Here is a 25260-nt window from a genome sequence, read left to right as displayed (position 1 = left end):
CGGGGACCGAAGGGGTGGACGGGGGAGCGGGTGCGCCGCGCGGCGGACGCGGTTCCGGGCCCGGAAGCCCCGGCCCGGCAGGGGGGGGCGCCGTCCCGTGGGCAGGCGTCCCGCCCCGCGGGCGGGCCTGCCCAGGGGGATTGGGCGCGCATCCATGGGAACGGGGGTGCCCCCGGGGCGGCGGGCGTGCCCGCTCCCGGGCGGTGTGGTCAGCCCCTCGCCACCCAGCCCTTCTCGTAGGCGTGCCAGCCCAGCTGCAGGCGGGTCGTCACGGCGGCCAGTTCCATCAGGCCCTTGACGCGGCGCTGGACGGTGCGCAGGCCGAGGTCGAGCTGTTTGGCGACGCTCGCGTCGGTCATGCCGGCGAGGAGGAGGGAGAGGATCTCCAGGTCGGTGCTGTCCGGGCCGGGGGCCTGGTCCTCGGTGATCTGGGCGCCGACGCCGAGCCGCAGCGGCAGCGCCTCCCGCCACACCGACTCGAAGAGGCCCATCAGGGACTCCAGGAGGCCGCTGGCGTGGACCACGAGCGCGGCCGGCTCGGCGCCGCGGCCGGTGAGCGGGACCATCGCGAGGGTACGGTCGGCGACCACCAGCTTGGTCGGGACGCGGTCGACCACCCGGATCTGCTCCTCGCGGCCGAGCGCCGCCGACAGTTCGAGCAGCCCGGAGGGGAGGGTGAGCACCTCCCGCTCGATGACCACGCGGTAGCGGACGCCCCGCCCCGCGGCCAGTTCCTCCGCGTCGTTCTCCAGGCCGGTGACGGCGATCGGCTTGCCGGTGACGAGCGCGCAGACCTCCTCGGTGGCGCCGAGCTGGAGCTGGAAGAAGCGGTGCGCCACCGCGCTCGCGCCGGTCACCACCTCCACCAGGTCGTGGACGGCCGGCTCGGCCGCCTCCGACCGGTACTCCTCCGAGAGCAGCGCCGCCGCCAGCTCCGCCTGTTCCAGTTCGTGCCGCTGCTGGGTGAGGAGCGCGCCGAGCGCGACCGCGGGCGGGGCCGCCACCCAGCGGCCGGTGCGGGCGGAGGACTGGGCGGCGAGGCCCTGCGCCTCCAGGCGGCGCAGCGCCCGTTCGGTGTCCGGTTCGGGGAGCGAGAGCCGGTGCGCCAGGTCGGTGACCTCCGCCGCGCCGAGCGCGATCAGCGCCCGGTAGGCGGACTCCTGCCGCTCGTCCAGTCCTATCGCACCCAGCATCGGTTCCCGCCCCTCGCCGTGCCTCCGGGGGAGCGCGCGCGACGTTCCGCGCGTGTTCTCCGGAGGCATTCGTTCCGTTGGTGACCTGGCGGGAATCGGCCACGGCGCATTCCCGCCGCGCCCATCATCCCTGTACCGCCCTCACCTCTGCCAATGTGGCGCCACCGCAGCACCAACCGCCTCCGGATTCAGGTGACTTACTCCTGTTGTCCGGATTCAGATGGGGAGAGCGATGCGCCCGATTTCGCGTACGGCCCTGGGGGCGGCGACCGCCGCCGTCCTGGCCGTCACCGCGGCCCTGCCGTCCGTCGCGGCCCAGCCGCCGGCCGGAGGCCCCGCCGACCGCCCGCCGGTCGGCAGCGAGGCCCAGGCCCGCGCCGGCGAGCGAAGCGAGACGGGGGCCTCCCTGGCCGAAGGCCGGGGGAGGCCCGCCACGGTGACCCTGGTCACCGGCGACCGCGTCCTGGTGAGCCGGGACGAGCGGGGCGACCCCGCCGCCACCGTGCTGCCCCGCGCGGACGGCACCGTGCCCCTGGTCCAGACCCGCCGCTCCGGCCGGGACCTCTACGTCTACCCCGAGGACGCCACCGGCGCGCTCGCCGCCGACCGGGTCGACGAGGAGCTCTTCAACGTCACCGGCCTGGTCCGCCAGGGCTACGACGACGCCTCCACCACCACCCTGCCGCTGATCGCCGTCTACGGCTCCGGCGCCACCGCCCGCACCACCCCGGCCGCCCCGCGCGGCGCCCGCAAGGGCCAGGTCCTCACGACCATCGGCGGCGTCGCCCTCAAGGCCGACAAGAAGCAGGCCGCCACCTTCTGGTCCGAGGTCTCCGCGCCCACCGCCCGCTCCTCCGCCGCGGCCATCGAGAAGCTGTGGCTCGACCGCAAGGTCGAGGCCGCCCTGGAGCGCTCCACCCGGCAGGTGCACGCCCCCGAGGCGTGGGCCGCCGGCTACGACGGCACCGGCACCAAGGTCGCCGTCCTCGACACCGGCGCCGACACCGGGCACCCGGACCTCCGGGGCCGGATCGTCGCCTCGGAGAACTTCACCGACTCCGACACCTCCGAGGACCGCGGGGGCCACGGCACCCACACCCTCTCCACCGTCGGCGGCTCCGGCGCCGCGAGCGGCGGCCGGAACAAGGGCGTCGCCCCGGGAGCCGCGCTCCTCAACGGCAAGGTCCTCGACGACTCGGGCTCCGGCGCCACCTCGTGGATCATCGCCGGCATGGAGTGGGCCGTCGCCCAGGGCGCCGACGTCGTCTCCATGAGCCTCGGCAACCCCTCCGAGACCGACTGCGACGACCCGATGAGCGCCGCCGCCGAACACCTCGCGCGCAGCGAGGGCACCCTGTTCGTCGTCGCGGCGGGCAACGCGGGCCCCACCCTCAACTCCGTCTCCTCGCCCGGCTGCGCCCCCGGCGTCCTCACCGTCGGCGCCACCGACCGCGACGACTCCACCGCCTGGTTCTCCAGCCGCAGCCCCGTCGCCAACGAGGCCCACACCCTCAAGCCGGAGATCGCCGCCCCCGGCGTCGGCATCTCCGCCGCCGCGGCCGGCGGGCGCGGCCTCTACGCGTACCAGGCCATGTCCGGCACGTCGATGGCCACCCCGCACGTCGCGGGCGCCGCCGCCATCCTGAAGCAGCGTCACCCCGACTGGAAGGCGCAGCAGTTGAAGGCCGCGCTCGTGGCCTCCGCCGAGACCGACACACCCGGCGACGTCCGCGAGACCGGCGCCGGCCGGCTCGACGTCGGGGCCGCGCTCGACCAGACGGTGCTCTCCGCCCCCGCCGTCCAGGCCGGCACCTATCACTGGCCGCAGGACAGGAGCGACCGCACCACGGTCACCGTCCCCTACACCAACACCTCCGGCGCCCCGGTCACCCTCGACCTCGCCGTCGAGAAGGTCACCGGCAACGACGGCTCCGCCGTCCGGTCCACCGTCGCCCGCCTCGGCAAGCGCACGGTCACCGTCCCCGCCGGAGCCACCGTCGAGGTCCCGCTCGCCGTCGACCCCACCGCCCGCCTGGAGCGCGCGCAGTACGGCGACGTCACGGGCCGGGTCGTCGCCACCGGCCGTGGCGGCGTCCACGTCTCCACCCCGTTCTCGCTGTACGTCGAGCCCGAGACCGTCACCCTCCGCGTCAAGCTGATCGACCGCCTGGGCAAGCCGGCCGACGGCGCCTCCTCGCTCGACGTCATCGGCACCGACGACGCCACCGGCGAGCGCCGCTTCAACGAGGGCGCCGCCGACCAGGTCTTCCGGGTGCGCCCCGGCAGCTACTTCCTCACCTCCTTCGTCACCACCCCCGACGCGGGCGAGGGCGCCACGCTGACCGACTCCCTCACCCACCTGGCCCGCCCGCAGCTGGAGGTCACCAAGGACACGACCGTCGTCCTCGACGCCCGCGAGGCCGCCCGCCTCTCGGTCCGCACCGACCGGCCGTCCGAGGTCCGCGGCGCCACCCTGGCCTTCGCCCGCACCTGGGACGACGTCTGGGCGCACACCGGCACCGCCGTCGGCCCCCGCACCCTCCGCGCCTACTACGCCTCCGTCGAGGGCGAGGCCCGCGACGGCTCCTTCGAGTCCGGCAGCTACTGGCGCGCCGCCGCCCCGCAGCTCACCTCGCTGCGCACCGGCGACGGCCTGGACCTCCACGCGGTGACCGCCTCCACCGGCTCCGACAACCTCGACGGCACCGGCTCCGCCCGGCTGGTCGACGCCGGCGCCGGCACCCCGGACGAGCTGAGGGCCGCCGGCGTCCAGGGCCGCCTCGCCCTGGTCCGCCTCCCCGACGCCACCACGAGCGTCGCCGTCCTCGCCCGCGACGCCAAGGCCGCCGGCGCGACCGGCGTCGTCGTCCACCACGAGTCGGCGCTCCGCTGGTACCCGACCGGAGGCTTCACCGGCGCCGGTCTGCCGGCCCTCGCGGTCCCGGCCGCCGAGGCCGCCGCGCTCCGCGAGCGGCTCGCCGCCGGCGAGGTCACCCTGCACTGGAAGGCCACGGCCAAGCCGCCGTACGTCTACAGCCTCGCCTTCCCCGAGACCGGCGAGGTGGACCGGGACCGCGTCCACCGGGTCCGCGACTCCCGCCTCGGCCGCTCCGAGGTCACCTACGGCTCGGCCGGCACCGCGGCGGACTTCATGAACTTCCCCGCCGCGTACCGCCCGAACGGCCTCGCCGTCGGCTTCGCCGGCCTGGAGACCGTCCCCGCCCCGGGCAGCCGCACCGAATACCACACGGCCGGCGACACCGTCTGGCAGCAGACGACCGGCAGCAGCTTCCCCTACGGCGAGCTGATGATCGGCGACCGGCACGCGTACGCCCCCGGCGAGCGGCGCACCGAGGACTGGTACGACGGCGTCATCGTGCCGACCGCACCGCGCGACGCCTCCGGCGAGCCCGTCCTCGTCTCCGAGCGCCAGGGCAACCTGATCGGCTTCGCCGCCGCGATGTGGGGCGACGGCACCCACCACGCCGAGCCCGGCTCCTTCGGCGACCTCGGCAACCTGCGGCTGCGCCGCGACGGCGAGCTCATCGGCGAGAACGCGTGGCCCTCCGGCGTCTTCGAGGTGCCCGCCGAGCGGGGCGCGTACGAGCTGGAACAGAACACCACGAAGCTCGGCAACCGGAACTGGACCCGCTCCACCTCGGTGCGGTCGATCTGGAAATTCACCTCTCAGCTCGACGAGACGGTCTATTCTCAGGGCATCCCGATTCTCTTCCCCCGGTACGACCTGCCGGTGGACGGACTCAAGACCCTCGCGGCGACCGACGGCCAGAAGATCGGCCTCACCGCGACCGGGCACGCCGGCTACCAGCCGGCCGCTCTCACCTCGGCCAGGCTCTCGTACTCCTATGACGGCGGTACGACCTGGACCGAAGCGCCGGTCTCCCAGCAGGACGGCACCTGGACCGCGACCGTGGACCACGCGGGCGCGACGGGCAAGCCGGTCACCCTGAGGACCGAACTGACGGACGCCCGCGGCAACTCCGTCACCCAGACCGTGGTCCGCGCTTACGACGTGCGCTGACCACGCCGGTCCGCCGGACGTCCTTCCCGTGGGGGGTGGGGTCGTCCGGCGGACCACCCATTCGCAGCAACGGTTTTCCTCGTGTCCCGTTTTCCCGGGCCGCCCGCGGTGGACAATAAGGGCATGACTCAGCAGGGGGACAACTGGTGGGACGCGCTCTACGAGGACGCGGCGGAGGACCTCACGCCGACGCCCTCGTCCGACTCGCTGGACGCCCACTTCACGTCCGCCACCCAGGCCACGCAGGCCCCGCAGGCCGCCCCGCCGCCGGCACCCTCCGTGCCGCCGGCGCCTTCCGCACCGCCCGCGCCCTCCGCGCCGCCGCTGCCGCCCGCGCCGCCCGCGCCTTCCGGGCCGCCCGCGCCTTCCGTGCTCGGGCCGGCACCGTGGGAGGCGCCGGTCACGGGGCCCCGCACCTTCCCGGCCGCGCCCCCGGCCGACGCGGAGCCCGAGCCCGACCCCGTACGCGAACCGGATCCCGGACCCGCGCCCGGGTCCGGGACGGACGCCACCGTGCTGGTCGAGCTGCCCGCCCCCGGGCAGGAGCCGACCGGTCACGAGCCGACCGTCCAGGTGCCCATGCCCCGGCCCCGCACCGGCTTCCTCGGCAGCCGGCCGCCGACGTACGAGGCCGAGCCCACCGCCCTGCCCGCCGCGCGCCCCGGCGAACTCGCCGACCTGGTCGCCGACACCGTCCTCGACGGCGCCCGCTACGGCACCGCCACCCTCCGCGCCGCCTCCGTCCGCGGCGACTCCGCCCGCTACCGCGGCGAACCCCGCCGCGACGCCCTCCTCACCGCCCGCTTCGGCCACGACGAGACCGCGCTCGTGCTCGTCGCCGTCGCGGCCGGCTCCCGCGCCGCCGACGAGGCGCACCTCGCCGCCGCCGACGCCTGCCGCTGGATCGGCGAGGCCGTCGGCCGCAGCCACGCCCGGCTCTCCGAGGACATCCGCTCCGGCCGCCGCGGCGAGCTCAAGTCGGGGCTCCAGCGGCTCACCGACCGCACCTACGGCCGGCTGCGGGCCCGCGCCGCCGAGCGGGGCCTGGCCCCCGACGCGTACACCGCCACCCTGCGCTGCCTGCTCATCCCCGCCGACCCAGACTGCCGCACCCGGGTCTTCTTCGGCATCGGCGGCGGCGGACTCTTCCGGCTCCGCGACGGCGCCTGGCAGGACATCGAGCCGCTCCTCCCCGACCCGGCCTCGGTCACCGGCGCGCCCGTCGTGGGCTTCGGCTCGACGCCGCCGCACGGGACGCCCGAGGTGACGGAGGAGGGCGACCGGCTCACCATGGACCTCGGCATCGCCACCGCCCCCGGGCCGCTCGTCGAGGAGCCCGTCCCGCCGCCCGCCGAACCGTTCCGCTTCCGCGCCTCGGTGGCCCGGCCCGGCGACACCCTCCTCCTCGCCTCGCCCGGCCTCGCCGAGCCGATGCGCGGCGAGCCCGCCCTCGCCCGCGAGCTGGCGGCCCGCTGGACCGGCGCCGAACCGCCCGGCCTCGCCGCCTTCCTCGCCGACACCCAGCTGAGGGTGACGGGGTACGCCGATGACCGTACGGGAGCGGCCGTCTGGGAGGCGTGAGGTGCCGGGCCGTGTGTTGATGGACCCATGGCCAAACAGAACGTAGCGGAGCAATTCGTCGACATCCTCGTCCGCGCCGGAGTGCAGCGGCTCTACGGCGTGGTCGGCGACAGCCTGAACCCGGTCGTCGACGCCATCCGGCGCAACCCCGCCATCGACTGGGTCCAGGTGCGCCACGAGGAGACCGCCGCCTTCGCCGCGGGCGCCGAGGCGCAGATCACCGGCCGCCTCGCCGCCTGCGCCGGCTCCTGCGGCCCGGGCAACCTCCACCTCATCAACGGCCTGTACGACGCCCACCGCTCGATGGCCCCCGTCCTCGCCCTCGCCTCCCACATCCCGTCCAGCGAGATCGGGCTCGGCTACTTCCAGGAGACCCACCCCGACCAGCTGTTCCGCGAGTGCAGCCACTACAGCGAACTCATCTCCAACCCGAAGCAGATGCCCCGGCTGCTGCACACCGCCGTGCAGCACGCCGTCGGCCGCGGCGGCGTCTCGGTGGTCGCCCTTCCCGGCGACATCGCCGACCAGCCCGCTCCCGAGAAGACCGCCGGCTCCGCGCTCGTCACCTCCCGCCCCACCGTCCGTCCCGGCGACTCCGAGATCGACGCCCTGGTCCGGATGATCGACGCGGCCGAACGGGTGACGCTGTTCTGCGGCAGCGGCACCGCCGGCGCCCACGCCGAGGTCATGCAGTTCGCCGAGCGGCTCAAGGCCCCCGTCGGCCACGCCCTGCGGGGCAAGGAGTGGATCCAGTACGACAACCCCTTCGACGTGGGCATGAGCGGCCTGCTCGGCTACGGCGCCGCCTACGAGGCCACCCACGAGTGCGACCTGCTGATCCTGCTCGGCACCGACTTCCCGTACAACGCCTTCCTCCCCGACGACGTCCGGATCGTGCAGGTCGACGTCCGCCCCGAACACCTCGGCCGCCGCTCCCGGCTCGACCTCGCCGTCTGGGGCGACGTCCGCGAGACCCTGCGCTGCGTCACGCCCCGGATCCGGCAGCGCACCGACCGACGCTTTCTCGACAAGATGCTGAAGAAGCACGCCGACGCCCTGGAAGGCGTGGTGAAGGCCTACACCCGCAAGGTCGAGAAGCACACCCCGATCCACCCCGAGTACGTGGCCTCCGTCCTCGACGAACTCGCCGACGACGACGCGGTCTTCACCGTCGACACCGGTATGTGCAACGTATGGGCGGCCCGCTACCTCACCCCCAACGGGCGCCGCCGGATCATCGGTTCCTTCAGCCACGGCTCCATGGCCAACGCCCTCCCGCAGGCGATCGGCGCCCAGTTCACCGACCGGGGACGGCAGGTCGTCACCCTCTCCGGCGACGGCGGCTTCTCCATGCTCATGGGCGACTTCCTCACTCTCGTGCAGTACGAACTCCCGGTGAAGATCGTGTTGTTCAACAACTCCTCGCTCGGGATGGTCGAGCTGGAGATGCTGGTCGCCGGACTCCCCTCGTACGGGACGGCCCACAAGAACCCCGACTTCGCCGCCGTCGCCCGGGCCGCCGGTGCCTACGGAGTGCGCGTCGAGAAGCCCAAGCACCTGGCCGGGGCCCTCAAGGACGCCTTCCGGCACAAGGGCCCCGCCCTCGTCGACGTCGTCACCGACCCCAACGCCCTCTCCATCCCCCCGAAGATCAGCGCCGAGATGGTCACCGGCTTCGCCCTCTCCGCCAGCAAGATCGTCCTCGACGGGGGAGTGGGCCGGATGCTCCAGATGGCCCGATCCAACCTGCGCAACGTGCCCCGCCCCTGAGGGCACCGGGCACGGCGCATGCGGACCGGCGCGCGGGGCAGGCTCTTCCGTGAGCCTGTTCGACGCGATCGTGGGTGGGGGGCTATGGCCGGGAACGCACGACAGCCGACTCAACTGCTCAGGAAGGTGGGCGGGGCGGACCTGACGGCGGTGCCGGAGGTGCGCCACGCGTTACGGGAACTGCTCGGCGCCTGGGGCGGGCCGGACGCCGGGGCCGTCGCCGAGCTGCTCACCAGCGAACTGGTCACCAACGCACTGGTCCACACCGCCCACGGCGCGGTCGTCACCGCGACCGTCGATCCGGTCCAGCTCCGGGTCGAGGTCCGCGACTTCGAGCCCGGCCTCGACGCCCCGCCCGTACCGCCCGCCGGCGACGGTACGAGCGGCCGGGGGCTCTTCCTGGTGCGGGAGCTCGCCGATTCCTGGGGGGTCGAGGAGCGCGACACGGGGAAGGTCGTCTGGTTCGAACTGAACGGCGGGGCCGCCTGAGGGGCGGCCCCGCCGTCGGGGGGTCACGGTCGTGCCGTGGGGTGGCGCGGTCCTGCCGTGCCGTGGGGCGGTCCCGTCAGCCGAGCAGCCGCTCCATCTCGGAGATCTTCGCCTCCAGGGAGTCGAGTCGGGGCAGGGCCTGGGTGTCGTCCTCGGCGGTGAGGTCCACCGTCCGCGACTCCCGCTTCTCACTTTCCCTGACGGCTTGCAGGGAGGGCCGGGGCCGAAGGGGCAGTTGTCCCGGGTCCGCTATGGCGGGTTCCGCGACGGCCGCCGTCACCGACGCCGTCGCGGAACCCGGCCCGGACGCGGGGGGCTGGCCCCCGCCGGTCCCGGAGGCGGCGGTCAGCGCCGCCACCTCCACCTGGCGGCCGCCGCCCCGGCCGAAGGCCCGGTGCTGACGGTTGAGCGCCTTGATCTGCGCCCGGTCGAGCTTGGCCTGCTCGCGCCGGCGGATCCTGTTCTGCTCCTTCTCGCGCCGGTCCTCCCGGACCTCGTCCACGGCCTCGTCCAGCGTCCGTACGCCTTCCAGGAGCATCAGCGACCAGGCGGCGAAGGTCTCCCGGGGAGCCCTTATCCACCGCACGATCCGGATCTGCGGCAGCGGGCGGGGCACCAGGCCCTGCTCGCGCAGCGCCGCCCGGCGGGTCTGCTTCAGCGCCCGGTCGAAGAGGACCGCCGCCGACAGGGACATCCCCGCGAAGAACTGCGGGGCCCCGTCGTGGCCCAGGCCGCGCGGCGCGTGCACCCAGTTGAACCAGGCGGCCGCGCCCGCGAAGAGCCAGACCAGGAGGCGCGAGCCGAGGGCCGCGTCGCCGTGGCTGGCCTCGCGGACGGCGAGCACCGAGCAGAACATCGCGGCGCCGTCGAGGCCGAAGGGGACCAGGTACTCCCAGCCGCCCGTCAGGTTGAGGTTCTGCCGGCCGAAGCCGACGAGCCCGTGGAAGGAGAGCGCCGCCGCGACGGCGGCGCAGCAGAACAGCAGTCCGTACGAGGCGAAGCCGTAGATGGCCTCCTTGCGTCTGCGCCGCTCCTCGCTGCGTTCCCAGGAGTCCTCGGCCGCGGCCTGGTCACCGGCGCGCTTCCCGCGCGCGAGCACCGCCACCGCCGTCAGGACTCCGGCGACCATCACGCCGCCCGGAAGCAGCCAGTCCAGCGATATGTCGGTCAGTCTCATGCGGTGTCCCTCGCATCGCAGTCGGGCGTTGGGCCGCCCATACTGTCCGACCGATCACGGGACGCACGGGGTTTCGGGGCAAGAGCACGCCAACGAGGGTCCAGGGCATACGAATAGGTACCTTCTGGTCGAACGCCCCGCCGCTCGGGCGGAGTTGTGTTCGATTCACGTCACCCGTCCGGGTGGCGTATTCCTCAGGCGGTCGCGGCGAGCCGCCGCACCCGGTCCGCGTCGCAGGTGCGCGGACAGGTGAGACAGGTGTCCTCGGGGCGCAGCGTGTAGAAGAAGCAGCAGGTCGCCCGGTCCCGGGTGGCGCGCGGAGCGCCGTCCGGGCCCTCGCTCCCGGGCAGCGGCCGGAAGCCGGCCCCGCCCGCGTACGGCTTCTCCGGCCGGCCGGTGCTCCCCGGGAGCAGCAGCTCCAGTTCGGCCATCGCCCGCTCCTCCTCGCCGAGGAGGGCGCCGATGTACCAGAGGCTCTCGACGATCTCGTCCGTCACCATGCCCCACAGGGCGCGGCGGCCGCGCCGCATCCGGGGGCCGAAGCCGCCGAGGAGGGCCTCGAAGTGCTCGGCGAGGGAGGCGCGGACCTCCGCGCGCAGGGCGTCCTCGTCCGCGACCACGCGGGCGCCGGGCAGGGCGGCCGCCGGGTCGCCGGGGAGGCAGACGAACTCCTCGACGCGCACCGCCATCCGGCCACGGGTCCGCTGGAAGGAGACCGCCGTCACCGGGAGGCGGGGGACCCGGCGGTGCAGGAACCAGGGGAGGGTCACCAGGAGGCAGGCGGGCCAGGCGTACCGGTGGAGCCCGAAGCTCGCGACCACGTCGGGGCGGGCCTGCTGCCCGTGGTCGCGGAGCACCTGCGCGTTGTCCCAGGCGAGGAAGGCGTCCAGGGCGGCCCCGCCGGCGGCGAGCTCCTCGGCGAGGACCCAGCCGGCGCCGCGCGGCAGCCGTTCGTTCTCGGCCGTCTCCTCTATCCGCAGGCCGGAGAAGACCTCGGCGAGCCGGGCGTACGAGGCCGCGACGGGCGAGGCGTGGAGGGAGGGCAGCAGAGCGGGGACGGTCATGCGGACCACCGAATCGCGATCGTTAGCAGGTAAGCCTTACCTTACCCGAATCGGCGTCGCGTCTCACCACCGGCCGACCCGTTCCCACCTGCGCCTCGTGGGCGCGGTCCCGCGGAACGGTTCGTTCGCCTATGGTGCACAGGGGACCCGGGCCGCGCGAGCCGGGCCCGGCACGAGGCCGCAGGAGGACCCGGGTGGAGCAGGGCGCAGCACGCGAGCGGGCGACGGAGGGACCGTCCGTGCGATTCGGCGACCCCGCGCCCGGTCCGTACGCCCCCGGGGGCGGCGCGGGACCCGGCGCCGGCTCCGCGCGCGTGCCCGAGCAGGCCCGCGGCGAGCACACCCACGGCGAGCACACCCACGGCGAGCACACCCACGGCGAGTCCCCCCTCGCCGGGGACGGCCCGCGCACCGTGCGGCGGCACTCCGTCCGGGGCCAGGTCCTCGACGCCCTGCGCACCGCCCTCGTCGCCGGCGAGCTGCGGCCCGGCGAGGTGTACTCCGCCCCCGCCCTCGGCGAGCGCTTCGGCGTCTCCGCGACCCCCGTCCGCGAGGCGATGCAGCGCCTGGCCGTCGAGGGCGCCGTCGAGGTCGTGCCCAACCGCGGCTTCCGCGTCGTCGTCCGCACCGCCCGCGAGCTGACCGAGCTGGCCGAGGTCCGCGCCCTCATCGAGGTCCCGGTCATGCTGCGGCTCGCCCGCACCGTCCCGGCGGCCCGCTGGGCCGCGCTCCGGCCGTTCGCGGAGGCGACCGGAGCCGCCGCCGCCCGCGGCGACCGCGCGCACTACGCGGAGACCGACCGCGCCTTCCACCGCGAGGTCCTCGCCCTCGCCGGCAACGAACAGCTCCTCGTGATCGCCGACGACCTCCACCGCCGCTCCCAGTGGCCCCTGCTCAGCGCCCCCGTCCTGCGCCACGCGGACCTGGTCGCCGACGCCGCCGAGCACTCCGCCCTCCTCGACGCCCTCGTCGCCCGGGACCTCCCGGTCGTGGAGTCCCTGGTCCGCGAGCACTTCACCGGCGCGAACGGCTGAGACCACCGGACGGCCGCCGCGCCGCCGCCGGAACCCGCGTGCGCCGTCCCCGGCCGTCCCGCTGTCCCTGGCCGTCTCGCCGTCCTCGGCCGTCCCACTGTCCCTGGCTGTCCCACTGTCCCTGGCCGTCTCGCCGTCCTCGGCCGTCCCACTGTCCCCGGCCGTCCCGCTGTCCCTGGCCCTCCCGCCGTCCTCGGCCGTCCCGTCGCCCCGCCGTCCTCGGCCCTCCCGCCGTCCCCGGTCGTCCCGCCGTCCTCGGCCGCCGCGGGCACGCCGTGGTCACGGCGGCCCGGCCGGGGGCGTGCGGCGCACCTCCGGGCCCCGGGCCGGATCAGGCCGGGGCCGGTCGCGGCGGGCGGTGGCTCCCGGAGACCGGCCCACCCCCCCCCCCGGGGAGGCCGGCCGGTCTCCGGGAAGCCGGTCTTCGACGGGACGGCCTCCCCGGGGGCCGCGCCCACTAAGGTCGGGGGCGACAGCCGTTCGTACGCGCGCCCGTGAGGTGTCCCATGCCGTCCGCGACCCCGTCCCCCGCGGACGGGCGCCGGCCCTCCCCCCGGACTTCGGCGCCGCACACCGGTACGGGGCCCGAGGCCGCCGCCCTCCTCGGCTGGCTCACCGACCCCGAGGCACCGCGGCTCTGCCTGGTCACCGGCGCCCCGGGCAGCGGCAAGAGCGCCCTCCTGGACTGGCTGGCCGCCCACGGGACGCGGTCCCGGCGCGGTCGGCCCGGGACCGAGCGGGTGCGGGTGCCGCTCGCCGGGCAGAGCGCCCTCGGCGTCGCCTGGACGCTCGCCGACCGGCTCGGCGTGGTGGCCCGCACCCCCGCCGACCTCGTGCACGCGCTCGCCACCAGCGAGGCCCGCCGCACCGGCCGGACCGTGCTGCTCCTCACCGACCTGCACGCCGCCGCCGAACCGGACGCCCTCGCCGAACTGCTCGGCGGCCTCGCCGAGGTCGGTCGGATCCGGCTCGTCGTGGAGGCCCGCACCGGCACCCGCGTCCCCCGGGCCGCCCGCACCACCGTCGTCGACCTCGACGGGGACGCGCCCCCCGGGCCGCCGGCCCCGGCGCCGTTCCCCGGCCTCCCCGACCTCTCCGACCCGGTCGCCGTCTGCGCCGCCGATCCGCTGCTCGTCACCACCGGCTACGCGACCGCCTCCCCCGACGACCACGGCGGGCTGCGCGACGCCTGGCTGCGGGCCGGGCAGGCGCTGTGCGCGGCGGACGGCCCGGCCGGCCGGGCCCTGGTGCTGCTCACCGCGCTCGGCGACGGCGCCGACCCCCGGCTGCGGCCCGCGCTCGCCGCGCAGGCGGCCCCGGCGCCCTGGCGGCTGCGCTGGGCCCGGCACCGGGGGGACGTCTCCCCGCCGTGGCCCGGCCCCGTGGCGGTGCTCGGCGCGACCGCCGGCGGGCCTTCGGCCGAGCTGCTCCTGGTGGGCGACCACACCGGCACGGTCCGGCTGCTGCGGGAGGCCGACGCCTCCGGCGCGGGGCGGCTCGCCCACCGGGTCCAGGGCCGGATCACCGCCCTCGCGCCCACCGCCGACGGGACGGTGCTGCTGCTCGACGAGCGCGGCCGGCTGCACTCCGTGCCGGGCACCGCGCCCCGCCCGCCCTATCTGGAGCGGCTCACCGAGGCCGTCTCCACCACCCTGTCCCGGCATCCCGGTACGGCGCTGGCGGCGATCGCGGGCTCGGTGGTGGTGGGGGACCGGCTCGGCTCGGTGCACGCCTTCGGGGTCAACGGCCTCCACCAGGCCGCCTCGCACAGCGGCCGGGTGACCGCCGTGACCGCCGTCGAGTCCGCGACCCCGTTCGTCTGCTCGGGCGGCGCCGACGGCACCGTACGGCTCTGGACGCCGGGCCGGGCCCCGGTGCCCGAGGCGTTGGCGGAGCGCCGGGCGCCGGTGGTCGCGCTGCACGCCGCCCCCGCCCCCGGCGGGCCGCTCGTCGCGGCCGCCTGGGCCGACGGCCGGGTCGAGCTGATCGCCCCGGAGGACGGCCGGCGCCGCGTCTTCCGGCCCGGCCCCGCCGTCCGCGCCGTCGCCGTGACCGCCACCGGGGCGCTCGTCGTCGGCACCGAGGAGAGCCTCGTCTGCCTGGAGCCGCGGGCGGACTGACGGGAGCTCACATGGCCGTGCGGGGCGTCAGCTGCGACGCCAGCCAGGTCGGTACGCCCCCCAGGAGGCGGAAGAGGCGGCGGGCCTCGGCGCGCAGCCGCCCGGCCTCCGCTTCGGTCTCGGTGTCGGCCAGCGCGGTCAGCGCCGGGGCCGTACCCACCAGGTAGCCCAACTCCTCACGGATCCGCAGCGATTCGGCGAAGCCGTGCCGGGCCTCCGCCAACTCGCCCTCCCTTAACGCCAGTCCGGCGAGATGGCGCCAGGTGGAGGAGAGCAGCAGCGAGTCGCCCTGCGCGGTGGCGCCGGCGTGCGCCCGGCGGTACGCGGCCCGGGCCGCCTGCGGGGAGTCGCCGAGGTTCTGGGCGATCAGACCGCGCCGGTAGTCCAGGAGCGGACGGCCCGGCTCGGAGGGGGAGATCAGGGCCGCCGCCCGGCCGAGCGCCATCCGGGCCTCGTCGGCGCGGTCCCGGACGCCCAACAGGGTGGAGGCGTAGGCGAGGTAGCCGCGCTCGCAGGCGGCCGCGCCCCGCTCCTCGTCGCTGCTCGCGACCGCCTCGGCGGCGCGCAGCGCCTCCTCCGCCTCGGCCCAGCCCTGTTCGGTGTAGAGGCAGCGCTCGATCAGCAGCGCGGCCCGTTCGAGCGCGGCGGCCGGTTCGTGGGCGCGGGGGGCGAGCAGCGCCGCCGCGTCGGTCCAGCAGCCGCGGGAGCGGAGCCGCCATATGGCGGTCTCCACGGGAGTCTCCTTGCCGTAGGCGAGGGACGGGTTTCCGCCGCCCCCTGATTCGGAACCAGACATGGCGGTGTCCGCCACATTGCCCTCCCCGAGCGCGCCATCGAGCTGTTGAGTAGGACGGCATCTCAGCACGAACGGCCGTACCCGGCCAAGGGGTCGGGTGAAAAATTTCACAAAGCCGGGAGGTCGTCGTGGTGCCCCGCCGGGGCAGGGCCCGGCGGGGCACCAGGGCGCCGAGACCCCTGATCACCGCGGTGATCAGGGAGGGCGGGGGTGCGAGGGCCTCGGCGGAGGGGGTGCGCCGGAGGGTCCCCCGTCACTCCTCCGGACTCAACCGAAGGAGTGAAATCCGGATCCGCGCCGGTCAGACTCCGTCAACTCATCCGCAGGGCCAGGAAGAAGTCGAGCTTGTCCTCCAGACGGGACAGGTCCCGGCCGGTCAGCTGCTCGATGCGGCCGACGCGGTAGCGCAGCGTGTTCACGTGGAGGTGCAGCCGGGTCGCGCAGCGGGTCCAGGAGCCGTCGCAGTCCAGGAAGGCCTCCAGGGTCGGGATGAGCTCCGCCCGGTGCCGCCGGTCGTAGTCCCGCAGCGGGTCCAGGAGCCGGGCCGTGAAGGCGCGCCGCACGTCGTCCGGGACGAAGGGCAGCAGCAGCACGTGCGAGGCCAGCTCGTGGTGGCCGGCCGCGCAGACCCGGCCGGGGCGGGCGGCGGCCACCCGGCGGGCGTGCCGGGCCTCCTCCAGGGCGCCCCGCAGCCCCTCCGCCGAGTGCACGGCGGCGCTGACGCCCAGGGTGAGCCGTCCGTCGTCGGCGAGGCCGGACGAGAGCGGAGCCCGTACCGCCGCGAGCAGGGCGTCCGCGTGCAGGCCCAGGGCGGGCGACGGGCCGTCGTCCTCGCTCTCCGGCAGCGGGCCGGCGGCCAGCGGCACCAGCGCGATGGCCTCGTCACCCGTGTGGGCGACGGCGATCCGGTCGGCGGACTCGGGGCCGACGGTCGCCGGGTCGACCAGGATCTCCTCCAGGAGCGCCTGGGTGACCGGTCCCGGCTCCACCGGGGCCTGGCCGCCCTCCTGCTCCCACTCGACGCGGGCCACGACGACCTGCCAGTGCGGGGCCGCGCCGAGGCCGGGCAGCAGCACCGGGGCGGCGACCCGCAGCCGGGCGGCGATCTCGGCGGGCGCGGCGCCCGTCTGCACCAGCTCCAGGACCTCCTGGGCGAGCCGGCGGCGCACCGTGCGGGCCGCGTCGCGCCGGTCGCGTTCGACGGAGATCAGCTGGGTGACGCCCTGGAGCAGGTCGAGCCGGGCGGCCGGCCAGTCCCCGGCGTCGGCCTCCACGGCGAGCAGCCAGTCGGACAGCACCGTCTCGCGGACGTCCCGGGCGCCCGGCCCGGCGGCCCGGCCGGCGTTCCTGATCGGGAAGAGGGAGTACGCGCTGCCCTGGAGGGTCAGCCGGTGCGGGCCGCGCCGGCCGGTGCGGGTGGCGGCCAGGTGCTCGCCCGCGAGGGCGGCGGCGAGCGCCGGGTCCAGGGGCTCCCCGGCGCCGGCGATCTGCCGTCCGGTGGGGGAGAGGACCCAGGCGCGCAGGTCCAGGTCGGAACCGAGCAGGTCGAGGACGGCCTCGGGGCCGCCGCCCGCCGGGCCCGAGGTCATCAGCCGCCGGTGCCGGTCCACGACGGCCGCCAGGTCGCCGGCCCGCTCGCCGGAGACCTGTCGAACGACGTGTTCGGTGATCGTCGCGAACGCAACGGTTTCGTTGACGGCGAAGAGCGGCAGCCGGTGGCGCGAACACGCCTCCACGAGATCGTCGGGGATGTCGCCCAGCTCGGCCTCGCCGGCCGCGAGCGCGGAGACCCCGGCCTGGCTGAGGATCCGGACGAAGGGCTCGGCGTCGGCCGGCTCCCGCAGCCAGGCCAGGCCGGTGAGGACCAGCTCGCCGCCGGAGAGGTACCGGCTGGGGTCCTTGAGGTCCGTGGTCATCACGCCACGGACGGAGCGGTCCAGCTCCTCCTCGCCGCCCAGCAGGCGCAGCCCGAGCGCGTCGTTCTCCAGCAGTGCGCGCAGCCGCATTCGTGTCGCCGCCGTTCCTTCGAGTGGGTGATTCGGGTGGTGATGGGGTTGTCGGGTAATCGACGGTGGAGTCGGTGAGGGTGGTGCCGCCGTTTCCAGGGGGAAACGGCGAGGTTTCCGCTCACCGTCTTTCGTTCGAATCTACAAGACGTGCGGGGGCACCGGCCAACTCCTTCATGTTTTCGGTGACTGCACCCCGGCCACCGTGGCTTGTGTACTAGGCCACACACCGCGTGAACAGGACATGAACACCGAAGTCGAGGGCCGAACGTCCCCCAGGGCCCAGACGTCCGACCCCCACCAGAATCGCTAGAAGAGAGCCACCATGGACTTCCTTCGCCCCGCCAGCTGGGAGGAGGCGCTCGCCGCCAAGGCCGAGCACCCCACAGCCGTGCCCATCTCGGGCGGCACCGACGTCATGGTCGAGATCAACTTCGACCACCGGCGCCCCGAGTACCTGCTGGACCTGAACCGCATCGAGCTGCTGCGCGAGTGGGAGGTCGGCGAGGAGAACGTCCGGCTCGGCGCTTCCGTTCCGTACACGCAGATCATGGAGAACCTGAGGGCCGAGCTGCCGGGCCTGGCGCTCGCCTCCCACACGGTCGCCTCTCCGCAGATCCGCAACCGCGGCGGCGTCGGCGGCAACCTCGGCACCGCCTCCCCGGCCGGTGACGCCCACCCCGCCCTCCTCGCCGCCGGCGCCGAGGTCGAGGTCGAGTCGGTCCGCGGCAGCCGCTTCATCCCGATCGACGAGTTCTACACCGGCGTGAAGCGCAACGCGCTCCAGCCCGACGAGCTCATCAAGACCGTCCACATCAAGAAGGCGGACGGCCCCCAGCAGTACTCCAAGGTCGGCACCCGCAACGCGATGGTCATCGCCGTCTGCGCCTTCGGCCTGGCGCTGCACCCGGAGACCCGGACCGTCCGCACCGGCATCGGTTCGGCCGCGCCGACCCCGATCCGCGCCAAGGAGGCCGAGGCCTTCCTGAACGCGGCCCTGGAGGAGGGCGGCTTCTGGGACAACGGGAAGATCATCACCCCCGCGATCGCGAAGCAGTTCGCCGACCTCTGCTCGGCCGCCGCCAACCCGATCGACGACGTACGGGGCACCGCCAAGTACCGGCGCCACGCCGTCGGCATCATGGCTCGCCGCCAGCTCGGCTGGACCTGGGAGCAGTACCGCGGCACCGGCCGCACGCTTGAGGGAGCTGCATAACCATGCGCGTGAATTTCACGGTCAACGGCCGTCCGCAGGAAGCCGACGATGTCTGGGAGGGCGAGTCCCTCCTCTACGTCCTGCGCGAGCGGCTGGGCCTGCCCGGCTCCAAGAACGCCTGCGAGCAGGGCGAGTGCGGCTCCTGCACGGTCCGCCTGGACGGGGTGCCGGTCTGCTCCTGTCTGGTCGCCGCCGGCCAGGTCGAGGGCCGCGAGGTCGTCACCGTCGAAGGCCTGGCCGAGTACGCCAAGGAGCGCGAGGCCCACGGCGGTTGCGCCTCCGGAGCCTGTGGCACCTCGGTCGACCAGGCCAAGAAGTGGGAGGCCAAGCCGCAGGACTCGCAGACCGGTGAGGGCGTCGAACTCTCCCCGATCCAGCAGGCGTTCATCGACGCCGGCGCGGTCCAGTGCGGCTTCTGCACCCCCGGCCTGCTCGTCGCGGCCGACGAGATGCTGGAGCGCAACCCGTCCCCGACGGACGCGGACATCCGCGAGGCGCTCTCCGGCAACCTCTGCCGCTGTACCGGTTACGAGAAGATCCTCGACGCGGTCCGCCTCGCGGCCGCGCGCCAGGAGCGCCAGGGAGAGGCGGTCTGACGATGGCTCAGAACACCCGTACCGTACCGGTGGGCACGCCCACCGACGTCACCCAGAACCACACCCAGGGCGGCGTCGGCGCGTCCACCCTCCGCCCCGACGGCACCCTCAAGGTGACCGGCGAGTTCGCCTACTCCTCGGACATGTGGCACGAGGACATGCTGTGGGGCCAGGTCCTGCGCTCCACCGTCGCGCACGCCGAGATCGTCTCCATCGACACCTCCGAGGCCCTCACCACGGACGGCGTCTACGCCGTCCTGACCCACGAGGACCTGCCGGCCGCCAAGAACTACGGCCTGGAGTTCCGGGACACCCCGGTGCTCGCCTACGGCAAGGTCCGGCACCACGGCGAGCCGGTGGCCCTCGTGGCCGCCGACCACCCGGAGACCGCGCGCCGCGCCGCCGCCAAGATCAAGGTCGAGTACCGGGAGCTCCCGGTCATCACGGACGAGGCCTCGGCCACCGCCCCCGACGCGATCCTGGTCCACGAGAACCGCGACGACCACCACGCGGCCCACGTCCCGCACCCCAACATCGTGCACCGCCAGCCGATCATCCGCGGCGACGCCGACGAGGCCGCCAAGCGCGCCGACGTCATCGTCAGGGGCGAGTACACCTTCGGCATGCAGGACCAGGCCTTCCTCGGCCCGGAGTCCGGCCTCGCCGTGCCGGCCGAGGACGGCGGCGTCGACCTGTACGTCGCCACCCAGTGGCTGCACGCGGACCGCGAGCAGATCGCCCCCTGCCTCGGCCTGCCCCAGGACAAGGTCCGGATGACCATGGCCGGCATCGGCGGCGCCTTCGGCGGCCGCGAGGACATCTCCATGCAGATCCTCGCCTCGCTGCTCGCGCTGCGCACCGGCAAGCCCGTCAAGATGGTCTACAACCGGTACGAGTCCTTCTTCGGGCACGTCCACCGGCACCCGGCGAAGCTCTACTACGAGCACGGCGCCACCAAGGACGGCAAGATCACGCACATGAAGTGCAAGATCGTCCTGGACGGCGGCGCCTACGCCTCCTCCACGGTCTCGGTCGTCGGCAACGCCTCCTCCCTCTCGGTCGGCCCGTACGTCATCGACGACGTCGAGATCGAGGCGATCGGCCTCTACACCAACAACCCGCCCTGCGGCGCCATGCGCGGCTTCGGCGCGGTCCAGGCCTGCTTCGCCTACGAGGCGCAGATGGACAAGCTGGCGGCGAAGCTGGGCATGGACCCGGTCGAGTTCCGCCAGCTCAACGCCATGGAGCAGGGCACGATCATGCCGACCGGCCAGGTCGTCGACTCGCCGGCCCCGGTCGCCGAGCTGCTGCGCCGGGTCAAGGCCCGCCCGATGCCGCCGGAGCGCCAGTGGGAGACCGCCGGCGAGAGCGCGGACGTCCGCGCTCTGCCGGGCGGCCTCTCCAACACCTCGCACGGCGAGGGCGTCGTCCGCGGCGTCGGCTACGCCGTCGGCATCAAGAACGTCGGCTTCTCCGAGGGCTTCGACGACTACTCGACCGCGAAGATCCGCCTGGAGGTCATCAACGGCGAGGCCGTCGCCACGGTCCACACCGCCGCGGCCGAGGTCGGCCAGGGCGGCGTCACGATCCACGCGCAGATCGCCCGCACCGAGCTCGGCGTCCAGCAGGTCACCATCCACCCCGCCGACACCCAGGTGGGCTCGGCCGGTTCGACCTCCGCGGGCCGCCAGACGTACATGACCGGCGGCGCCATCAAGAACTCCTGCGAGCTCGTCCGCGAGAGGGTCCTGGAGATCGGCCGGCGCAAGTTCGGCTCGCACCACCCGGCGTGGGCCAACGCCGAACTCCTCCTGGAGGGCGGCAAGGTCGTCACCGACGGCGGCGAGGCCCTCGCCACGATCGCGGACGTCCTGGAGGACCAGGCCGTGGAGGTCGAGGAGGAGTGGCGGCACCGTCCGACCCAGGCCTTCGACCGCGTCACCGGCCAGGGCGACGGACACGTCCAGTACGCCTTCGCCGCGCACCGCGCGGTGGTCGAGGTGGACACCGAGCTCGGCCTCGTCAAGGTGATCGAGCTGGCCTGCGCGCAGGACGTCGGCAAGGCGGTCAACCCGCTCTCCGTGATCGGCCAGATCCAGGGCGGCACCACCCAGGGCCTGGGCGTCGCGGTGATGGAGGAGATCATCGTCGACCCGAAGACCGCGAAGGTGCGCAACCCCTCCTTCACGGACTACCTGATCCCGACGATCCTCGACACGCCGACCATCCCGGTCGACTACCTCGAACTGGCCGACCCCCACGCGCCCTACGGCGTCCGCGGCATCGGCGAGGCCCCGACCCTGTCGTCCACCCCGGCCGTCCTCGCGGCGATCCGGGCGGCGACCGGCCTGGAGCTGAACAAGACCCCGGTCCGCCCCGAGGCGCTCACCGGCACCCTGTAGGACCCTCCGGGCGGTGCGTGCCTCCCGGGGAACGTCACCCGTCCCTCCCCGCCCGCACCGCCCGGAGCGCAGTACCCGCACCACCAGCAGCACCCGCACCACCCCGAAGTACCCGCCCCACCAGAAGTGCCCGCAGTACCCCGTTCGTCTCGGGCCGTCCCCCGGGTCGTGCAGCCAACAGCAGTTCCCAAATCCCGCCTCATACGAGTCCCCCTCGTGCGGGTGCCCCTTTGAACCTTGGGAGTAGGCCCCATGACCCAGTCGTCTGTGGAGCCGAAGACCGCCGCGGAAGACGCGGGCTCCGGCTCGCGCAACCCCGCCGGACGGTCTTGGCTCGACCGGTACTTTCACATCTCGGAGAGAGGATCCTCCGTCGGCACGGAGATCCGCGGTGGCGTCACCACCTTCATGGCGATGGCGTACATCCTCCTGCTCAACCCGATCCTCCTCGGGGGCCCGGACGTCGACAAGAACGTCCTCGCCTCCTCCGCCGTCATCACGGCGACCGCCCTCGCGGCGGCGGTGACGACCCTGCTCATGGGCTTCGTCGGCAAGGTGCCGCTCGTCCTCGCGGCCGGCCTGAGCGTCTCCGGTGTGCTCGCCACCCAGGTGGTGCCGCAGATGACCTGGCCGCAGGCCATGGGCATGTGCGTCGTCTACGGTCTGGTGATCTGCCTCCTGGTGGTCACCGGTCTCCGCGAGATGATCATGAACGCCATCCCGCTGCCGCTCAAGCACGGCATCACCATCGGCATCGGCCTCTTCATCGCGCTGATCGGCTTCAACAAGGCCGGCTTCGTCGGCGCCGGCCCGCAGTTCGGCCCGCCCGTCACCATGGGCTCGGGCGGCGAACTCGTCGGCTGGCCCGTCCTGATCTTCGCGGTCACCCTCCTCGCGATCTTCGCCCTCCAGGCCCGCAAGATCCCCGGCGCCATCCTCATCGGCATCGTCGGCGGCACGATCCTCTCGCTGATCGTCAACGCGGTCGCCGACATCCCGGCCAAGGGCGCGGGCGCCTGGGCCAACGGCGCGCCCGAGCTCAAGGGCAGCGCGGTCTCCGCCCCGGACTTCTCGCTCTTCGGCGACGTCTCCTTCGGCGGCTGGGGCGACGTCGGCTACATCACCGTCGGCGTCATCGTCTTCACCCTCGTCCTCGCCGGCTTCTTCGACGCCATGGCCACCATCATCGGCGTCGGCACCGAGGCCAACCTCGCCGACGACAAGGGCCGCATGCCCGGCCTGTCCAAGGCCCTCTTCATCGACGGCGCGGGCGGCGCGATCGGCGGCGTCTCCGGCGCCTCCGGCCAGACCGTCTTCGTGGAGTCCGCCACCGGCGTCGGCGAAGGCGCCCGCACCGGCTTCTCCTCGGTGATCACCGGCCTCTTCTTCGCGGCCTGCCTCTTCTTCACCCCGATCACCCAGATCGTGCCCCGCGAGGTCGGCTCCGCCGCCCTGGTCGTCATCGGCGCGATGATGATGATGAACGCCAAGCACGTGAACTGGGGCGACAGCTCCGTCGCCATCCCGGTCTTCCTGACCGTCGTGCTGATGCCGTTCACCTACAGCATCACCCCCGGCGTCGCGGCCGGCGTCATCGCCTACACCGTCATCAAGGTGGCGCAGGGCAAGGCGCGCGAGGTCGGCGCGTTCATGTGGTGCCTCACCGCGATATTCATCGTGTTCTTCGCCCTTCACCCGATCGAGGGCTGGCTGGGCGTCAGCTGACGCCCGAGCCCCTCCTCCCACACCGCCAAGGAGACCGACATGCTGGACATCGCCGAAGAGCTGCACCGGTGGGTCGAGCAGGGACGCGACTTCGCCGTGGCCACCGTGGTGGCCGTCGGCGGCAGCGCGCCCCGGCAGCCCGGCGCCGCCCTCGCCGTCGACAGCGAGGGCACCGCGATCGGCTCGGTCTCCGGCGGATGCGTGGAGGGCGCGGTGTACGAGCTGTGCCAGGCGGCGCTCGACGACGGCGAGGTCGTCGTCGAACGCTTCGGCTACAGCGACGAGGACGCCTTCGCGGTCGGCCTGACCTGCGGCGGCATCATCGACATCCTCGTCACCCCGGTCCGCGGCGGGGTCTTCCCCGCCGCGCTGGCCGCCGCCGCCTCGGGCGAGGCGGCGGCCCTCGCCCGGATCGTCTCCGGCCCCGGGGACCTGCTCGGCCAGGCGCTCCTCGTCCGCCCGGACGGTTCGTACGAGGGGAAGCTCGGCGGCCACCCCGAGCTGGACCGCACCGCCGCGGCCGAGGCGCGGGCGCTGCTGGACGCCGGCCGCACCGGCACGGTCGAGATCGGCGAGGACGGCAGCCGCTGCGGGCAGCCGCTCACGCTGCTCGTCGAGTCCTCCGTCCCGGCCCCCCGCATGATCGTCTTCGGTGCCATCGACTTCGCGTCGGCGCTCGTCCGGGTCGGCAAGTTCCTCGGCTACCACGTGACCGTGTGCGACGCCCGTCCCGTCTTCGCGACCCGGACGCGCTTCCCCGAGGCCGACGAGATCGTCGTGGAATGGCCCCACCGCTACCTGGAGTCGACGGAGGTCGACGGCCGGACCGCGCTGTGCGTGCTCACGCACGACGCGAAGTTCGACGTCCCCCTCCTCCAGGCGGCCCTGAAGCTTCCCGTCGCCTACGTCGGCGCGATGGGCTCGCGCCGCACCCACGAGGACCGCAACGCGCGCCTCCGCGCGGTCGGCGTCACGGAACTCGAACTGGCGCGCCTCCGCTCGCCGATCGGCCTCGACCTCGGTGCGCGCACCCCCGAGGAGACGGCCCTGTCGATCGGCGCGGAGATCGTCGCCGACCGCCGAGGCGGCAGCGGCGCCTCGCTCACCGGCGCCCACACCCCCATCCACCACGACGGCCCCGACGCGCCCGTCGCGGGCCGCATCGGCTCCGTCGCCTGACCGGCTCCCTGGGCCTGTCCGGCTCCCTCGGCCTGTCCGCTCTCCACGGACGACCGCGCGGGGCCCGCGACACCAGGACCCCCGCGTGCGGCCCGCGCGGCCCCGGACCACGCCGGAGCCGGGGCGGCGGGTGTCTGAGGCCCGGGCCGGTGGCTCTCCGCCCGCCGCGGCCCCGGCACGGGGTCAGCGCGCGGCGCGTTCCCGCACGGTCTCCGCCCAGGCGGGGGCCTCGCCGACGGGACCGGACTCCTCGCGCCGGCCGCCGCGGGCGAAGAAGTCCGCCAGCGGGAGGATCGCCGCGCCGACCGTGACCGCCTCCGGGCCGAGCAGCCCCATGCCCATCGTCACCCGGGCCGCCGGGTACGCCAGCGCGTACGCGCGCGCGTGCTCCTCGACGGCCGCCAGGAACCGCGTGCCGAGCAGCAGTCCGGCCCAGCCGCCGACGAGGATCCGCTCCGGCTGGAAGAGGTTGACCAGGTCGGCGAACCCCGCGCCCAGGTACTCGGCCGTCTCCTCCAGGACGGCGGCCGCGGCCGGGTCGGCGGTGGCGCCGTCCCCGGGGTACGCCGCCGCGACGAACGCCGCGAGGGCGGTCTCCTCGTCCGCGCCCGCCGGTGGCCGCCCGCCGGCCTCGCGCCAGCGTGCGAGGAGGGCCTCGGCGCCGGCGTACGCCTCCAGGCAGCCCTGGGCGCCGCAGCGGCAGCGCCGGCCCCGTACGGACACCTTCAAGTGGCCCCATTCCAGGGCGCGTCCGGGGCCGATCGGGTCGGTCGTCACGCAGGCGCCGACGCCGGAGCCGAAGAGGACGACGACGGCGCTGCTCGCGCCGCGGCCGGCGCCGAACCACATCTCGGCCTGGCCGAGGGTCTT

Annotated in this window: 17 protein-coding genes; 11 read left to right on the top strand and 6 right to left on the bottom strand. The window is 74.7% G+C overall.

Annotation, left to right across the window (positions count from 1 at the left end; all coding sequences use genetic code 11):
* Positions 1-209 precede the first annotated feature (209 nt).
* Positions 210-1193 (bottom strand): helix-turn-helix domain-containing protein, encoded by a 984-nt coding sequence (locus tag IE245_RS21470; RefSeq protein ID WP_189950022.1) that lies wholly within the window; start codon positions 1191-1193, stop codon positions 210-212.
* A gap of 232 nt (positions 1194-1425) precedes the next feature.
* Between IE245_RS21470 and IE245_RS21465 the strand changes: the two genes are divergently transcribed.
* From IE245_RS21465 to IE245_RS21450, 4 genes are all read left to right on the top strand, one after another.
* Positions 1426-5235 (top strand): S8 family peptidase, encoded by a 3810-nt coding sequence (locus IE245_RS21465; RefSeq protein ID WP_189950020.1) that lies wholly within the window; start codon positions 1426-1428, stop codon positions 5233-5235.
* Between the two features lie 123 nt (positions 5236-5358).
* Positions 5359-6816 (top strand): protein phosphatase 2C domain-containing protein, encoded by a 1458-nt coding sequence (locus tag IE245_RS21460; RefSeq protein ID WP_189950018.1) that lies wholly within the window; start codon positions 5359-5361, stop codon positions 6814-6816.
* Between the two features lie 27 nt (positions 6817-6843).
* Positions 6844-8586: a pyruvate dehydrogenase gene (locus IE245_RS21455; protein ID WP_189950016.1), complete on the top strand. Its 1743-nt coding sequence runs from the start codon at positions 6844-6846 to the stop codon at positions 8584-8586.
* Positions 8587-8670: 84 nt separating this feature from the next.
* On the top strand, positions 8671-9075 hold the full coding sequence (locus IE245_RS21450; protein ID WP_189950014.1) for an ATP-binding protein: 405 nt from the start codon (positions 8671-8673) through the stop codon (positions 9073-9075).
* A 76-nt stretch (positions 9076-9151) separates the two neighbouring features.
* On the opposite strand, the gene IE245_RS21445 is transcribed toward IE245_RS21450, so the two are convergent.
* Together IE245_RS21445 and IE245_RS21440 are read right to left on the bottom strand one after the other, a co-directional pair.
* On the bottom strand, positions 9152-10252 hold the full coding sequence (locus tag IE245_RS21445; protein ID WP_189950012.1) for a DUF2637 domain-containing protein: 1101 nt from the start codon (positions 10250-10252) through the stop codon (positions 9152-9154).
* 194 nt (positions 10253-10446) lie between these two features.
* A complete protein-coding gene (locus IE245_RS21440; RefSeq protein WP_189950010.1) occupies positions 10447-11316 on the bottom strand; it encodes a (2Fe-2S)-binding protein in 870 nt (289 codons plus the stop codon).
* A 194-nt stretch (positions 11317-11510) separates the two neighbouring features.
* Here IE245_RS21440 and IE245_RS21435 point away from each other — a divergent pair, with 194 nt between their 5' ends.
* Both IE245_RS21435 and IE245_RS21430 read left to right on the top strand, forming a co-directional pair.
* Positions 11511-12350: a GntR family transcriptional regulator gene (locus IE245_RS21435; protein WP_373305365.1), complete on the top strand. Its 840-nt coding sequence runs from the start codon at positions 11511-11513 to the stop codon at positions 12348-12350.
* Positions 12351-12856: 506 nt separating this feature from the next.
* Positions 12857-14470, top strand: coding sequence for an AAA family ATPase (locus IE245_RS21430; protein WP_189950006.1), 1614 nt, complete (start codon positions 12857-12859; stop codon positions 14468-14470).
* Between the two features lie 7 nt (positions 14471-14477).
* Here the strand turns inward: IE245_RS21430 and IE245_RS21425 are convergent, their stop codons facing one another.
* Positions 14478-15281 carry a hypothetical protein gene (locus IE245_RS21425; protein ID WP_373305364.1) on the bottom strand — a complete coding sequence of 268 codons (804 nt, stop codon included), beginning with the start codon at positions 15279-15281 and terminating at the stop codon, positions 14478-14480.
* A 296-nt stretch (positions 15282-15577) separates the two neighbouring features.
* Entirely contained in the window at positions 15578-17272 is a 1695-nt protein-coding gene (locus IE245_RS21420; RefSeq protein ID WP_189950002.1) for a PucR family transcriptional regulator, read from the bottom strand.
* 325 nt (positions 17273-17597) lie between these two features.
* Between IE245_RS21420 and IE245_RS21415 the strand changes: the two genes are divergently transcribed.
* The 5 genes from IE245_RS21415 to IE245_RS21395 all read left to right on the top strand — a co-directional run bounded on the left by IE245_RS21415 (position 17598) and on the right by IE245_RS21395 (position 24390).
* Positions 17598-18488: an FAD binding domain-containing protein gene (locus tag IE245_RS21415; protein WP_189949999.1), complete on the top strand. Its 891-nt coding sequence runs from the start codon at positions 17598-17600 to the stop codon at positions 18486-18488.
* 2 nt (positions 18489-18490) lie between these two features.
* Positions 18491-19084 carry a (2Fe-2S)-binding protein gene (locus IE245_RS21410; protein ID WP_189949998.1) on the top strand — a complete coding sequence of 198 codons (594 nt, stop codon included), beginning with the start codon at positions 18491-18493 and terminating at the stop codon, positions 19082-19084.
* Between the two features lie 2 nt (positions 19085-19086).
* Entirely contained in the window at positions 19087-21486 is a 2400-nt protein-coding gene (locus IE245_RS21405) for a xanthine dehydrogenase family protein molybdopterin-binding subunit (protein WP_189949995.1), read from the top strand.
* A 252-nt stretch (positions 21487-21738) separates the two neighbouring features.
* A complete protein-coding gene (locus IE245_RS21400) occupies positions 21739-23211 on the top strand; it encodes an NCS2 family permease (RefSeq protein WP_189949993.1) in 1473 nt (490 codons plus the stop codon).
* Between the two features lie 39 nt (positions 23212-23250).
* Complete coding sequence (locus IE245_RS21395; protein ID WP_189949991.1) at positions 23251-24390, top strand: XdhC family protein; 1140 nt, start codon at positions 23251-23253, stop codon at positions 24388-24390.
* A 183-nt stretch (positions 24391-24573) separates the two neighbouring features.
* On the opposite strand, the gene IE245_RS21390 is transcribed toward IE245_RS21395, so the two are convergent.
* A partial coding sequence (locus IE245_RS21390) for an ROK family protein (RefSeq protein WP_189949989.1) occupies positions 24574-25260 on the bottom strand: 687 nt, incomplete at its 5' end.

This window comes from Streptomyces roseolus (assembly GCF_014649855.1).
Classification (GTDB): Bacteria; Actinomycetota; Actinomycetes; order Streptomycetales; family Streptomycetaceae; genus Streptomyces; species Streptomyces roseolus.
This window is presented reverse-complemented; position numbering and strand designations above follow the sequence as displayed.